The 14,713-nt window shown below is 53.4% G+C and carries 15 protein-coding genes; 6 read left to right on the top strand and 9 right to left on the bottom strand.

What is annotated here, in order from left to right:
- Positions 1–128 precede the first annotated feature (128 nt).
- Positions 129–386, top strand: coding sequence for a YdgH/BhsA/McbA-like domain containing protein (locus FD737_RS05850; protein ID WP_160832960.1), 258 nt, complete (start codon positions 129–131; stop codon positions 384–386).
- A gap of 61 nt (positions 387–447) precedes the next feature.
- On the opposite strand, the gene FD737_RS05845 is transcribed toward FD737_RS05850, so the two are convergent.
- The 3 genes from FD737_RS05845 to FD737_RS05835 form a co-directional block, all read right to left on the bottom strand.
- A complete protein-coding gene (locus FD737_RS05845; RefSeq protein WP_160832959.1) occupies positions 448–1,632 on the bottom strand; it encodes a sugar transporter in 1,185 nt (394 codons plus the stop codon).
- 341 nt (positions 1,633–1,973) lie between these two features.
- Complete coding sequence (locus tag FD737_RS05840) at positions 1,974–2,231, bottom strand: hypothetical protein (RefSeq protein ID WP_034831174.1); 258 nt, start codon at positions 2,229–2,231, stop codon at positions 1,974–1,976.
- Between the two features lie 167 nt (positions 2,232–2,398).
- Positions 2,399–3,655: an MFS transporter gene (locus tag FD737_RS05835; RefSeq protein WP_160832958.1), complete on the bottom strand. Its 1,257-nt coding sequence runs from the start codon at positions 3,653–3,655 to the stop codon at positions 2,399–2,401.
- Between the two features lie 94 nt (positions 3,656–3,749).
- On the opposite strand from FD737_RS05835, the gene FD737_RS05830 reads away from it, so the two are divergent.
- The 4 genes from FD737_RS05830 to FD737_RS05815 all read left to right on the top strand — a co-directional run bounded on the left by FD737_RS05830 (position 3,750) and on the right by FD737_RS05815 (position 8,356).
- The gene (locus FD737_RS05830; protein WP_160832957.1) at positions 3,750–4,646 is read left to right on the top strand and encodes a LysR family transcriptional regulator; all 897 of its coding nucleotides are present in this window, start codon (positions 3,750–3,752) and stop codon (positions 4,644–4,646) included.
- Positions 4,647–4,781: 135 nt separating this feature from the next.
- Complete coding sequence (locus FD737_RS05825; RefSeq protein ID WP_160832956.1) at positions 4,782–5,999, top strand: ROK family protein; 1,218 nt, start codon at positions 4,782–4,784, stop codon at positions 5,997–5,999.
- Positions 6,000–6,104: 105 nt separating this feature from the next.
- Complete coding sequence (gene bioD, locus FD737_RS05820; RefSeq protein ID WP_097117092.1) at positions 6,105–6,806, top strand: dethiobiotin synthase; 702 nt, start codon at positions 6,105–6,107, stop codon at positions 6,804–6,806.
- A 179-nt stretch (positions 6,807–6,985) separates the two neighbouring features.
- Positions 6,986–8,356 carry a nucleobase:cation symporter-2 family protein gene (locus FD737_RS05815; protein ID WP_160832955.1) on the top strand — a complete coding sequence of 457 codons (1,371 nt, stop codon included), beginning with the start codon at positions 6,986–6,988 and terminating at the stop codon, positions 8,354–8,356.
- 315 nt (positions 8,357–8,671) lie between these two features.
- Here the strand turns inward: FD737_RS05815 and osmV are convergent, their stop codons facing one another.
- Genes osmV through osmY form a run of 4 tightly spaced genes read right to left on the bottom strand, consistent with a single transcriptional unit; the run spans position 8,672 to position 12,124 of the window.
- Positions 8,672–9,808 (bottom strand): osmoprotectant ABC transporter ATP-binding protein OsmV, encoded by a 1,137-nt coding sequence (gene osmV, locus FD737_RS05810; protein ID WP_097117094.1) that lies wholly within the window; start codon positions 9,806–9,808, stop codon positions 8,672–8,674.
- Positions 9,808–10,455, bottom strand: coding sequence for an osmoprotectant ABC transporter permease OsmW (gene osmW, locus FD737_RS05805; protein WP_034823432.1), 648 nt, complete (start codon positions 10,453–10,455; stop codon positions 9,808–9,810). Before osmW ends, osmV begins: the two co-directional genes overlap by 1 nt.
- Before the next feature lie 9 nt (positions 10,456–10,464).
- The gene (locus tag FD737_RS05800; RefSeq protein WP_097117096.1) at positions 10,465–11,391 is read right to left on the bottom strand and encodes a glycine betaine ABC transporter substrate-binding protein; all 927 of its coding nucleotides are present in this window, start codon (positions 11,389–11,391) and stop codon (positions 10,465–10,467) included.
- Positions 11,392–11,407: 16 nt separating this feature from the next.
- Positions 11,408–12,124 carry an osmoprotectant ABC transporter permease OsmY gene (gene osmY, locus FD737_RS05795; RefSeq protein WP_160832954.1) on the bottom strand — a complete coding sequence of 239 codons (717 nt, stop codon included), beginning with the start codon at positions 12,122–12,124 and terminating at the stop codon, positions 11,408–11,410.
- Between the two features lie 383 nt (positions 12,125–12,507).
- Between osmY and FD737_RS05790 the strand changes: the two genes are divergently transcribed.
- Positions 12,508–13,968: an MDR family MFS transporter gene (locus FD737_RS05790; RefSeq protein ID WP_160832953.1), complete on the top strand. Its 1,461-nt coding sequence runs from the start codon at positions 12,508–12,510 to the stop codon at positions 13,966–13,968.
- 31 nt (positions 13,969–13,999) lie between these two features.
- On the opposite strand, the gene FD737_RS05785 is transcribed toward FD737_RS05790, so the two are convergent.
- Together FD737_RS05785 and FD737_RS05780 are read right to left on the bottom strand one after the other, a co-directional pair.
- Positions 14,000–14,296, bottom strand: coding sequence for a DUF1161 domain-containing protein (locus FD737_RS05785; protein WP_034823436.1), 297 nt, complete (start codon positions 14,294–14,296; stop codon positions 14,000–14,002).
- 52 nt (positions 14,297–14,348) lie between these two features.
- Positions 14,349–14,684 carry a DUF1283 family protein gene (locus FD737_RS05780; protein WP_160832952.1) on the bottom strand — a complete coding sequence of 112 codons (336 nt, stop codon included), beginning with the start codon at positions 14,682–14,684 and terminating at the stop codon, positions 14,349–14,351.
- Positions 14,685–14,713: the final 29 nt, after the last annotated feature.

The following is a 14,713-nucleotide window of genomic DNA, read 5'->3' as shown; positions in this document are numbered from 1 at the left end:
CCTCTTCTTAATAAAATAATGACCGTTAATAAAATGATTGACGAGATGCCCAGTTCGGCGCTAGCATTTAATTAACGGTTGTTAACTTAATTCAGCCGACCCCTTTCATCTGCATAAGAGAGACGATCATGAAAAGCATCAAAATGTTATTAGCCGCAGTCGCACTGTCATCCATCGCGTTTGGTAGCATGGCTGCTGAACTAGTGAATCAGGCACCATTGAACCAGCAGCAAATTGGTGTGGTCAGTGCATCAGGTAGCACTAACCTGACTTCACTGGAGAATCAGCTATCGGAGAAGGCGAGTGCTGCCGGAGCAAAGTCGTTCCGCATCACTTCGACCTCTGGCAACAACAAGCTAAATGGCACAGCGGTAATTTATAACTAATTACCAAAGCGCGAAGAATGGCGCAGGGGCGCACCGATGTGGGCCCCTGGTTATGAGCGGATTATCCGTTTGAACGGAGTTGCGGATACCGACGGAAGATGGCGATACACCAGAACAACGCAACCAGTCCAATTAACCCCCCCACGTTACCCACATCCGACATTTTCATATGCAGGCTGACCTGGTTCCCCAACAGGGCACCCGCACCAATCCCGATGTTATAAATACCTGAGAACAAGGACATCGCCACATCGGTGGCATCCGGTGCCAGTGACAGCACACGAACCTGCATCGCCAGGCCGATCATCATCATTGCCATGCCCCAGAAAATGCACAGCAGCGAAATGGCTGCAGGGCGCACGGCGGCAAACAGCAACAGCCCCATACTCAACGTGATGATGCCAATCGCGGCGAGTAACATCGCTGAGGGGAATTTGTTGCCCAGCGAACTGAACAGCACGCTGCCGATAATCCCGGCTGAACCGAACAGCAACAGCAGTAAGGTCGTGAAGTTCTCATCCGCATTCGCGACCACCTGCATAAAGGGTTCGATGTAGCTGTAAGCGGTGTAGTGCGCGGTGACCACCAGCGTCACCAGAATATACATTGCTACTAACGCCGGACGGCGGAACAGCATCGGTACGCTACTCAGTGAGCCTGTGTGCTCGCTCGGCAGACGTGGCAGTATCCGCACCAGCAAAATTAGCAGCACCAACGCTGACAAGCCGATCATGCCGAAAGTGGTGCGCCAGCCGAGGTATTGCCCAACGATTCGGCCAATAGGCACGCCCAACACCATCGCCAATGCCGTACCGGTTGCCAGCATACTCAACGCCTGGGTTTTTTTGCCAGCCGGAGCAACACGAATCGCCAGTGAAGCAGTAATCGACCAGAATACCGCGTGCGCCAGTGCGATGCCGATGCGCGAAATCACCAGCGAGGTGAAATCCCATGCCACGGACGAAAGCACATGGCTGGCGATAAACAGAATGAACAACATCGACAGCAGCAGACGGCGTTCTATATTCCGCGTCAGTAGCATTAACGGCAGGGATAACAGCGCAACGACCCATGCATAAATGGTCAGCATAATACCGACATCAGCGGTCTTCATGGCGTAGCTCGCCGCTATATCCGACAACAGGCCAACAGGTACAAATTCAGTGGTATTAAAGACAAAGGCGGCAATCGCCAGCAGCACAACGCGTAGCCAGGCTGTTTTACGTGAGACGGTAGTTGGTTGCATGGGGTTCAAATCGATCTGACAGCGAGTGAGGGGGCGAAACGAGCCCGGTTAAGTGACCTGCATCACAAATTGGGGCTATTGTGGAGCATTAATGAGCGGATGAAAACCATATAGACCGTTTTTATTCCTGAATATTTTTTATCGCAGAAGACCTGGTTAATAGCCTGGGGTTATTATCAATTCTTGCTTTTTGGCTAAGGGGTGAACGCAGGCAAGAACAATCAAAGCGTAGCGCTTTATGATTCCGTGATGAGGAAGTCGGCTATTTCTGTATGAGAACGATGTGACAGCCGTACTTAACAACACGCCTTAAGCGCTACGCGATTGTCAGACCAGCATTATCAGAGTTGCACCATGTGTTTTAGCGCCACGCTATGCTGAGTGGTCAGGCTTTTTTTTACCGCCACCGGGCAACAATGCTCGCATCCCATCGCATTGGAATAGAATTTACGGGCTTGTTGAATGGCGGCCGTGGCGGTGTAGAAAGTCCCGAGAAAGCGCCGTGCACCATCGGAAGGGAGGAACGGGCAGCCTGTTGCATGTACCACATGGTTGTCGTTATAGCCTGCATGCTTATCGACGTAATAATAGAGTTGCATCTAACGTCCTCATTGCTGTGAAAAAAGAAAATCTAACTATTGTTGGAATAAAATGGATTATAGCGACGAATTGTCGTTTTGTTTTAAGTGGGACTATTTGAAAGCGCGATTCTGACGGCTTAAGCGAGAAGCGGGGCGCAGCGGCCCCGTCGTTTAGATGAAAGGTATTACAGTTTTCGGCACTGTAAACGCCAGCCGACGAATAAGGCCAGCAACAGCAACACACTGATGAACAGCGTCACGCCCGTCCAGCCATAGCTGTGCCAGAACACACCGCCTAACGTGCCCGCCACGCTGGAACCCACGTAGTAGCTGAATAAATAAAGTGACGATGCCTGGCCTTTGGCGCGGCGTGCGCGTGGACCAATCCAACCGCTGGCAACGGAGTGCGCGGCAAAAAAGCCCGCTGTAAACAGCATCATGCCGGGCAGTATCAGCCAGAGTGAATCAAATGCGGTGAGCAATAACCCAACCAGCATAATGGCGGTGGCGCCAATCATTACCGGACCACGGCCAAAGCGGCTGGTCATCGCGCCTGCTTTAGGAGAACTCCACGAGCCGGTCAGATAAACCACCGACAGCAGACCCACCACCGCCTGGCTTAGCGACCAGGGTGCGCTCAACAAACGGTAGCCAATGTAATTAAACAGCGTCACAAACGCGCCCATCAGCAGGAAACCTTCTGCAAACAGGAACGGCAAACCCTTGTCGCGCCAGTGCAGGCGGAAATTGATAAGTAAACTGCGCGGTCGCAACGAAGCGGGACGGAAATGACGTGATGCCGGCAGAATCTTCCAGAACATTAGTGCGCCTGCTAGCGAGAAGCAACCGATCACCCCAATGGCTACACGCCATGAGAAGAAATCGGTCAGCACCCCGGTGAGCAAGCGTCCGCTCATGCCGCCAATAGAATTGCCGCTGATGTACAGCCCCATCGAGAAGGCAATAACGCGGGGATGAATCTCTTCACTTAAATAAGTCATCCCGACCGCTGCCACACCGCTGAGAGACAACCCAATCAGTGCACGCATCATCAAAATGCCTTGCCAACTGGTCATGGTGGCCGAAATCAACGTGCAAATGGCGGCGAGCATTAAGGCAGTGACCATCACCGACTTACGCCCGATGGCATCGGAGAGCGGGCCGGTCACCAGCAAGCCCAGCGCCATCAAACCCGTTGAGAGTGACAATGAAATACTGCTCTCAGCGGGAGAGACGCCAAACTGCTGTGACAACACGGGCAGAATTGGCTGCACACAATACAGCAGCGCGAAGGTGGCCAATCCAGCGGAAAATAATGCCAGCGTGACGCGCATAAACTGCGGCGATCCACGTTCAATCCATTCGGAGGAGGCTACGGTTGAATCAGGCTTAGCGGACAAATCGTCTTCACGAATTGTCACTGCCTGGGAAGAGCGACTCACGGAATATCCTTAGATAAGAAACGGTCTGATTACTGTAGGAAAATGGGAATAGGTTGTACAATATATTAATAATCTCAAATGAGACGTTTAAAGTATGAATATTGAGTTGCGCCATCTGCGGTATTTCATCGCCGTTGCGGAAGAGCTGCACTTTGGCCGCGCGGCGCAGCGGCTGAATATCTCCCAACCGCCGCTCAGTCAACAGATTCAGCAGCTGGAGCATGAGATTGGCGCACAGCTGTTTACCCGCACTAATCGCAGCGTGCAGATCACACCTGCCGGTCAGTTGTTTTTACAGGATGCGCGCGTCATTTTGCTGCAGGTTGAACAAGCCGCCAGTAGGGCAGCGCGTGTGCACAGTGGACAGGAAGGCGAGCTGCGTATTGGTTTCACCTCTTCCGCACCCTTCACCGGCCTGGTTTCGGACGCGCTGTATCAATTTCGTCAGCGTTGGCCGGAAGTGCATATTTCGATGCAGGAAAATAACACGCGTCAGCAGTTAGCACCGCTGCACGAAGGTCGGCTGGATTTGGGGGTGATGCGCAACACACCGTTGCCAAGCGATTTACAGCATCGGGTGCTGTTGCGCGAGCCGTTGTGCGCGCTGGTGCACTGGGCACATCCGCTAGCGGATGCCGAAACGATCTCTATTCAGGCACTGGCCAACGAGCCCTTCGTGTTTTTTGATCCACAGGGGGGGACCGCGCTGTACGGGGAAACACTGGCGCTGTTGCACCGTTATCAAATCAAACCGTTTATTACACAGGAAGTGGGCGAAGCGATGACGATTCTCGGTCTCGTTGCTACCGGATTAGGAGTGTCCATATTACCGGCTTCTTTCCGGCGTGCGCGACTGGCTGATGTGGTGTGGATTCCCCTGCAGGAGCACGATGCCATTTCTGAAGTCTGGCTGGTCTGGTCAGCCACGCGGCAACCCACTGCGCAAATGCACAATATGATGCAATTGATGATGCAGAATGCCGAAATTTAAATCGTCTGATGATCAATGGCCCGATCTTTATGTGCGATAAATCACATTTCTAATCAAATATTTGACGCTGCCTGCCAATCTGCATCACCATAGCTGCTGTTTATTTAGAAGCGCGAAAATATCCGGGAGCAGGGCGTGAATCTGGACAGTCAGCCTGGCCACATTGACCAAATAAAACAGACCAACGCAGGTGTGGTTTACCGACTGATTGACCTTTACGGCCCGATTTCGCGTATTGAGCTTTCTAAACGTGCCCAGCTGGCACCCGCCAGCATCACCAAAATTGTGCGTGAAATGCTCGATGCGCATCTGGTGCAGGAAACCGAGTTCCAGGATCCAGGCAGCCGTGGCCGTCCGGCCATTGGTTTGATTCTTGATACCCTCGCCTGGCACTATCTTGCCATCCGTATTCAACCGGGACATATCACGTTAACGCTGCGCGATCTGAGCAGCCGTGCTTTGCAGGAAGATCGACTGCCACTGCCTGCCAGCGCTGACCAGCCGCTGCTGCAAACGCTGCAGCAAATGGTTAATGACTTCTTCGTCCGCCATCAGAACAAACTTGAGCGTCTTACCGCGATTGCCATCACCTTACCCGGTTTAATTAACGCGGCATCGGGTGTGGTGCATCGCATGCCGGGCTATGACGTGCAGGAAATGCCGTTAGGTGAAACACTTTCCTCGCTCACGGGTTTACCGGTATTTGTGCAACATGACATCTCCGCCTGGACGCTGGCCGAAGCGCTGTTCGGTGCTTCGCGCGGTGCGCAGGATGTTATTCAAATAGTGATTGATGAAACGGTTGGTGCGGGTGTGATCAGCGGGGGCCAGCTTTTGCACAAACGAGGTCGTGCGCTGGTAGAAATTGGGCATACGCAGATCGATCCTTACGGCCAGCAGTGTTACTGCGGTAATCATGGCTGTCTGGAAACCGTGGCCAGCACAGGCAGTTTATTGCAGCTGGCGGCCCAGCGTTTATCTTCGCAACCCGACAGTTTGCTGCATCGGGAACCGCTAACCATCGCCAGTTTATGCGCAGCCGCGCAGCAGGGCGATCGACTGGCGCGTGATGTGATTGCCGGTGTCGGCCACCACATTGGTCGCATGTTGGCAATGATGGTGAATATCTTCAATCCCCAACAAATCCTGATTGGTTCTCCGCTTAATCAAGCCGCTGAGGTGCTGTTTCCTGCCGTTAGCAGCACCATTCGTCAGCAGGCGTTACCCGCATACAGTCATGAGATCCAACTCGCCCCTACCAGCTTTAGCGATCCGGGCACTTTTGGTGCCGCCGCGCTGATCAAAGACTCACTTTATAGCGGCCATTTGCTGGTAAAACTGTTGCAAGGCTAATCACTGCTCGCCTTAAGTTTGCGCTAACGCAATCTGCCATCCGAGACATTTCCTTAAACTGCCTTCTTCGCAGGTTACACATCGCTTCAACGAAGGAGGAATAAGGTGAAAACAATCTTTGTCACCGGTACCGACACTGCGGTGGGTAAAACCGTCGTGTCACGCGCGCTTCTGCAGTGTTTCGCCAAAGCGGGTCTCTGTGCAGCAGGCTACAAACCTGTTGCTAAAAGTGCACAGCACACGCCAGACGGATTGCGTAATAAAGATGCTTTGCTGCTGCAGCAGGCATCGGGGCTTGAACTGCCTTACCAGGCGGTGAATCCCATCACCCTGGAAGAAGATGAAATCAGCACCAGCGCATCCGTGCGAATGGATTATCCGTTGCTGAGCCGCAGCCTTGAGCAGTTACAAAGCCGCGCCGCGCGGGTGGTGGTGGAGGGAACTGGCGGCTGGCGCAGTCTGATGAATGATCTGCAGCCGTTGTCCAGTTGGGTTCAACAGGAACAACTGCCGGTCGTCATGGTGGTGGGCATTAAGGAAGGTTGCATTAGTCATGCTTTACTGACCGCTGATGCCGTTGCTCGTGATGGGCTGTCTTTGGTGGGCTGGGTCGCCAACCGGATTAACCCAGGATTGGCTCATTACGCTGAAATCATTGATGTTCTGCGTGAAAAGCTAGGCGCACCGCTGCTCGGTGAGTTGCCTTATCTGCCGCGTGCCGAGCAGCGTGAGCTGAGTGGTTATCTGAACATTTCCCTGCTGGATGAGGCATTAATGCACGTTGATAGTGCACAGCCTGCGGCCTGATGAAACGAAGTGATGCAAATGATCGGTGGCTGAATCTAAGGTTTCGGGTTCAGCATCCGAGATCGCTCTGCTTAAATCAGCTTATAATCATGCGGTTATAAATTTTTTACTCAATGTGAGTGCCAATGGCGTGAATCATGCATCAGCCATGCTGATGAATATTCTGCCGGAGCACACACATGTCGCACTCCCCTAAAGGTTTATTGTATGGGCTTGATGCCCGTATTGGTCCTGTTCCCGCCTTTTTCGCTGCGTTGCAGCACGTCCTTGCCAGCGTGGTAGGGATCATTACACCGCCACTGATTATTGGCTCAATCCTCGGATTGCAGACTTACATTCCGTATCTGATCAGCATGTCTTTGCTGGTTTCCGGTTTAGGGACATTTCTGCAGGCGCGTCGCTTTATGGGGATTGGGGCGGGCATGATTTGCCTGCAAGGCACCAGCTTTGCTTTTCTCGGCGTCATCTTATCTGGCGGTTTGATGGTGAAAGCGCAGGGCGGTTCACCGGAAGCAATCATGGCGATGATCATGGGCTGTAACTTTGTGGCCGCGTTTATCCCCATGTTGATCAGCCGTTGCGTAGCGCCGTTGCGGAAAGTGCTGACGCCGGTGGTGACCGGCACGGTGATTACCTTGATCGGCATCAGCCTGATTAAAGTGAGCATCACCGATTGGGCTGGCGGCCATAACGCCACTGACTTTGGTGCGCCAGGAAATCTGGCGCTGGGCGCGCTGACGCTGCTGGTGATTATTGTGCTTAACCGTTCCCAGAATCGCTGGATGCGCCTTGTTGCGGTGGTAGCAGGTATCGCCGTGGGCTGTCTGGCGGCGGCACTGACCGGCCATCTGCCCATCAAACCGATGATGTCCAGCCACTTGCTGGTTTTGCCTTCATTTTTCCGCTTTGGTTTCGATTTTAGCTGGAGCATTTTCGTGCCGATTGCGCTGGTATCGGTGATTTGCGTGATTGAGGCGGTAGGGGATTTGACGGCGAATTGCCTGATTTCGCAGCAACCCATTGAGGGCGACGGTTTTCAACGTCGTTTGCAGGGTGGCATTTTGGCTGATGGGATTAGCTGTCTGTTCGCCGCGATGTTTTCGGCATTCCCTAATACTACCTTTGCGCAGAATAACGGTGTGATTCAGATGACCGGCGTGGCCAGCCGTTATGTTGGCATGGTGATTGGTGTGATGCTGTTGCTGTTAGGGGTGTTTCCGGTGATCGGCAATGCGCTGCAGCAAATCCCTGCGCCGGTACTTGGCGGCGCCACACTGGTGATGTTTGGCAGTGTGGTGGCGGCAGGCATTCGGGTGATGACGCAATCCCCGTTGGGACGCCGTGAGATGTTGATCGTCGCGGTGTCCTTTGGTATTGGCTTGGGTGTGGAAGCGGTACCCGAGGTGTTGAAGCAGTTGCCACCGTTGGTGAGTAATTTGTTTGGTCATGCGGTGACCACGGGGGGCATTCTGGCGATGCTGTTGAATATCGTGCTGCCATCGGAGCGGGGTGATGAGCGGGTTATCGGTGCGGTGGAGGAAAATCACTGATTTGAGTCTGTGGTTGCGTTGGGAGAGTTGGGGAGCTAAACCGCTGGCTGTGAGTTTGTGCGTACGTCGGAAGAGGTGGGGATTTAAACCACTGGCTGTAAGTCGGTGCGTACGTCGGAAGAGTTGGGGATCTAAACCACTGACTGTGAGTTGGTGCGTACGTCGGAAGAGGCGGCAGATCGTAAAGACGCCATAAACCATCCCTGGGGCTCGGCCCGCGCCATCCCTGGCGCAGGACGCTTTACTCCTCTGCCGCCTCTTCCAACGCTTTAGCTGTTGTGCGGTTTGTCTGGATTCAGGCTGCTGTGCGTCTTGTTAAGGATTCAGTCTGCGGCGCGTACGTCCTGAGCTGAGATAATCCGCGATATAGTCTTGCGAAATCTCACCGCTGTAGCGTCCTTCCTCATCGACGATCGGCATCCAGACGGTGTTGTGCTCATACAGCTTGGATAGCACCACGCGCAGATTCTCTTCAGCCTTACCCGTCACTTTGAAGGTATGCAGCATCTCCTCGCAGCGTCCGGCAGCATTACGTGCTTCGCGACGCTTCACAAATCCCAGCGGCTTGCCATCATTATCTACCACGGTGACCGATCGCATGTCGTTGTCATCCATGGTGGCGAACGCCTCCTGCAACGGCGTGCTGCGCTGCACGGTGATAGTTGGCTGTTGATCGGTGACGTCGCCCGCCTGCACCAGCAGCAGGCGTTTCAGCGTGCGGTCCTGTCCAACAAAAGAGCCGACAAAATCATTGGCCGGTTTTGCCAACAGCTCGTCGGGGCTAGCGCACTGTACGATTTTGCCCTGTCCAAACACCGCGATGCGGTCACCCAGTTTGAGTGCTTCATCAATATCATGGCTTACCAGCATTACGGTTTTCTTCAACTGGCGCTGCATTTCGAGAAACTCATTCTGAATCACTTCACGGTTGATTGGGTCGACAGCACCAAACGGTTCATCCATCAGCAGTACCGGTGGATCAGCAGCCAGCGCGCGGATCACGCCGATACGCTGCTGCTGACCGCCGGACATTTCTCGTGGATAGCGATTCAGGAATTTGCTGGGATCGAGCGCCACCATGCTCATTAACTCGGTAGCACGTTCGCGGCAGCGCTTTTTATCCCAGCCCAGCATGCGCGGCACCACGGTAATGTTTTCTTCGATGGTCATGTTGGGGAACAGACCAATCTGCTGAATTACGTAGCCGATATTTCGGCGCAGCGTCACAGTATCTTGTCCGCTGGTGTCTTCACCGTTGATCAAAATCTTTCCGCTGCTGGCTGGGATCAGACGGTTAATCATTTTCAGCGTGGTGGTTTTGCCACAGCCGGAAGGGCCGAGCAGCACGCACATCTCTCCGGCAGGTACTTCCAGGCTGACGTTGTCCACGGCGTTGAAGGCGGTGCCGTTTTTTTGTGTAAAGGTTTTCGTCAGGTTTTCCAGTTTTATCATTATCGAATCCCCTTAGGAGTCAGCGCCGACTGCAAACGGTGCAGTAGCCAATCAAGCACAATCGCTAATAAACAAATCATTAATGCACCGGCAATCAGCATGCGCACATCACTGCCGCTGATGCCATCCAGCAGTTGTAATCCCAATCCACCTGCGCCGATGACTGCGGCAATCGCCATTACGCCAACGTTCATGACAACCGCAGTACGGATACCGCCGAAGATTACCGGCAGCGCCATCGGAATTTCGACCCAGCGCAGGCGCTGCCAGAAAGTCATGCCTATGCCGCGACCGGCTTCACGCAGCCCTGGCGACAGGTTTTCCAGTGCGGTGTGGGTGTTACGCACAATCGGCAGTAGGGAGTAAAGGAATACCGCGCAGATAGCGGGCAGCGCACCAATACCCTGACCGATCATGGAAAACAGCGGAATCATCAGACCAAACAGCGCGATGGTTGGAATCGTCAGTACGATGGTGGCGATACCGAGCACTGGCGTCGCCAGCCATTTAAAGCGCACAATCAAAATGCCCAATGGCACGCCAACAATGATGGCGAATCCCACTGCAACCAGCACCAGCCAGGTATGCTGCCAGGTTAAGGCCATCAGGGTGTGCCAGTTACTCATGATGTAATGCAAAGTCTCCATGACGCCTCCTTACAGCATGTTTTTCGATTGCAGGAAATCACGCGCCACCTGCTGCGGTGACTGATGATCGATATCAACACGTTTGTTCATCTCGGTGATCGCTTCGTCGGTGATCAGCGGTGAGAGTTGATTGAGGGCCGCATCCAGCCCCGGATGGCTTTTCAACACATCCAGACGTACGACTGGCGTGACGTTGTAACTTGGGAAGAAATGCTTATCATCTTCCAGCACCTTGAGTTCAAAGCCTTTTACTCGGCCATCGGTGGTATAAATCAAGCCCGCATCGACAAAACCATCACGTACCGCGTTGTACACCAATCCCGGGTCCATCTGGCGAATCTGCGGGCGATCTAGCGGCATGTCGTAGGCTTTCTGCAACGGCTTCAGGCCATCGGAACGGCCGGAGAACTCTAAGTCGAGCCCGAGTTTCCAGTTGTGGTCGGGGTCGGTTTTGCGCACCTGTTCCAGTTTGGCAACGAGCTGTGACATGGTGCTGATGCCTTCTTTATCGGCGCGTGCACGCTGCATGGCAAATGCATAAGTGTTGTTCATTGGCGCGGGATCGAGCCACACCAGGCCCAGTTTGGCATCGAGTTGTTTAACGGTTTTATAAGCCTCTTCAGATGACATCGGTTTGTTGATGTGGTTAAAGATGATCAGCGAGGTACCGGTGTACTCCCAGGTCATATCGATTTGCTTGTTGATCATCGCATTACGACCAATCGTGGTGGCGATATTGGTCTTAGGGACCACCTGAAAACCTTTCTTTTGCAGCCAGAGCACGGTCATGGCAGATAAAATATGCTGTTCGGTAAAGCTCTTGGTTGCCATCACAATCGGTGTTGCCGCGGCGGCGGATTGGCTGATGGCCAGTGTGGCGGCCAGTGCCAGCGCGGTGTGTTTCACCCAGCGCGTTAAGTTATGCGTTTTACCCATCACTTAGCTCCTTGTGTTAAGCCGCAGAGTGCGGGCTGAGGAAACGACCCAATGCTGCCAGCAGCAAATCGAGGATCAACGCAAACAGGGCGGTGGCCACGGCGCCGAGGATCAACGTAGGGAAGTCATTGAGGTAAATGCCGGGGAAAATCAGTTCGCCAAAACTGCTGGCACCAATCAGGAAGGCCAGCGGTGCCGTACCGACATTGATGGCGGTCGCAATGCGCACACCCGCCAGAATCACTGGCAAGGCATTGGGAATTTCTACCTGACGTAAACGCTGGAATTTGGTCATGCCGGTGCCGTTGGCAGCTTCAATCAGTGACGGCGGTACGGCGCTTAATCCGGAATAGGTATTACGCACGATAGGTAACAATGAGGCGAGGAACAGGGCGATTAACGCAGGCCGATCGCCAATCCCGACAATGACCATGGCCAGTGCGAGAACAGCCAGCGGCGGCAAGGTATTCCCGACGTTAAAGATCTGCATCACATATTCAGCCCAACGACGAGCAAACGGGCGGCTGAGCAAAACCCCGCTCGGAATGCCAATCAGCAGGGCGAAAAACATTGACCAAAACACTAAAAACAGATGCTGCTGACCCAGATAAATTAAGTCTTCTTGCCGGTCGCGCAACGTATTCAACCCGATTCCCCAAACCAGCAGGGCAATCACCGCGACGATGGCCAGTAGTGCCAGCCCGGCTCTACTAACGAGCGATGCATTTTGCATGCGAAAGTCTCCCTGATTCGACAAATTGTTCGATCTTGTTATGTCATTTCACGGTTGAAGGCGTAGTGGAGAACAAACCACATACGAAAATCCTTCACGTTAATAAATTGCAGATAAAATGACTGTTAGATGGTGCTTTTCCAGCGAATAACTGGAAAGTGCTGTTAAAAGCTATAGCAATGCTTAGCGTATTGCGCCAGTTTTCACGGCAAAATCAGACAGATAGAAGAGCGGTTAAAACCTTCTTAACCCGCATGAAGTAAGGCATCATCTGACAATAAAAAAAATTCATCGAATTATGTGACATTGTCACATAATGGGCGCACGCAGAGGAAACTCGTCTGATGGAAAATCAGCTAGCCTTGAGAGAAAAAGGGAGACGTATGACTGAAACTGCAGAATTGAACACGGAACATCGCCACTGGATCCTTATCGCCTGCATGCTCGCCATGTTTATGGCCGCGATTGAAGTCACCATTGTGGCGACCGCGATGCCGACCATTATTGCTGAACTCGGCGGTTTCTCGCAGTTTGGCTGGGTCTTCTCTATCTATTTGCTGACTCAGGCGGTGAGCGTGCCACTGTATGGTCGGCTTGCTGATATGTGGGGGCGTAAACGACTCTTTTTCATTGGCGTTTCGCTGTTCCTGATCGGCTCGGTATTGTGCGGTTTTGCGCATACCATGACGTGGTTAATTCTGTTTCGCGCGTTTCAGGGGCTGGGGGCAGGCGCGATTATGCCGCTCACCAGCACCATTGTGGCCGACATCTACTCCCCGCGCGAACGTGCCCACGTGCAGGGATGGCTTTCCAGCGTCTGGGGTGTCGCGGCTATTATTGGGCCACTGAGTGGTGCCTGGCTGGTTCAGCACTTTAACTGGTCGGTGATTTTCTGGGTGAACGTGCCGATCGGTCTGTTTTCCATGCTGCTGTTAGCGCGTTTCTTACCGGCGCGTGAGCATCACAAAGGGGCGACGCTGAATCTTACCGGCAGCTGCTGGCTGATGATTTGCGTTACGGCACTGTTAGTGGCGCTGTTGCAGGCGGATGCCCTTGGTTACTGGTTACTGGCATTCCTGTTATTGGCACTGCTGGCGGGCTGGCAATTAAAACAGCATGAACAGCGAGCTGAGGCTCCGCTGTTTCCTCTGGCTATCTGGCGCAGCCGGTTAATTCTGGCAGGCAATGCCGGTAATCTGATCATCGGTGCCACCATGATGGGCATCAGCGCGTTTCTGCCAACCTGGATTCAGGGTATCACCGGTGGTACGCCGCTGCAGGCGGGTAGCGCGTTGGCGATGATGTCGATTGGCTGGCCGCTGGCCAGTACGTTGAGTGGCCGATTAATGCTGATCACTTCCTACCGTTTTACCGCGCAACTCGGTGCCTTGTTATTGATTGCGGGCAGCGCGCTGCTGCTGCTATTGCGTACCGACAGTTCAATCATGCAAGCCGGGCTCACTGCTTTTGTCATCGGCACCGGCATGGGCATGACCAGCACCACTTTTCTGGTGTCGGTGCAAAACCATGCGCACTACGACATTCGTGGCATCTGCACCGCGTCTATTATGTTTAGCCGCATGCTGGGTTCAGCGATTGGTACTGCGCTGATGGGCGCGGTACTGAACTTCAATCTTGCGCAGCGTCTGCCACAGGCCAGTGATCCGATGCAGCAAATCATGTCACATGAAAGCCGTCAGTCACTGTCCGAAGCGACGTTGCATCAGTGGACCGGACAGATCGCTGCTTCGCTGCATTGGGTGTTTGTGGTGGCGTTAGTGATTGCGATGCTAACGTTGTGGATTGCGTGGTTGATGCCGCGTCAGCGGCCAGAGGCAGAATAGAAAAGGGCGGCCATCAGCCGCCCTTTCAGTATTACTGCGCGGGAGCATCCTGTGAACTGCCTGCGCTTGCCGGGACATTGCTTTCACTGTCTCGGCCGTTTTTCTTGTACACAATTTTCTGGCTGTCATTTTCGCAGTGACCCACTACCTGGCCGCCCGCTTGATCGGCCTGATCGTTAGGCACGATATCCAGCGTAAAGTCCGATTCGGCCACGCCGTTACTGACGATCTTCTTACTGATATCCGCTTTAACAGTTTCACAGGAAGCCTGCGCCAGCATCGGCAACGCCAGCATTGCCATCAACATCACTGCATTACGTTTTTTCATCACACTCTCCTTGGTTCTGAATTCCCTTGAAAACTATAGCAGCAACAGCGAATTAAGGGGCGATCGTACGGCCGGTACGACGATCAAGGCAGCGCAGAGTGTTCGGTTCCCAATACGCATTGACGTTATAGCTCTTCTCGCAGCTATCACGGGTGTCAAAAGCTTTATCGGTTTTATCGAACTCTTTCTCGACGCGCGTGTTGACCTTATTGCGCAGATTCTTCGTGTCGTTCCACTGTTCTTTGCTTTGACGCGCGGCTTCGTTGCTGGAAGCACTGTTGCCGTTCTCAATGATCAGGCGGTCAGTTTGGGCCGATGCCAGCGGTGCAGTCAGCAGCGCGCCGCAGGTTAACGTCACAGTCAGCAGGAGAGAAAACAGGTTTTTCATTGTGATTTCCTTTAGTTAACACCAGCACA

Source organism: Pantoea sp. Seng (assembly GCF_009829935.1).
GTDB lineage: Bacteria > Pseudomonadota > Gammaproteobacteria > Enterobacterales > Enterobacteriaceae > Pantoea > Pantoea communis.
This window is presented reverse-complemented; position numbering and strand designations above follow the sequence as displayed.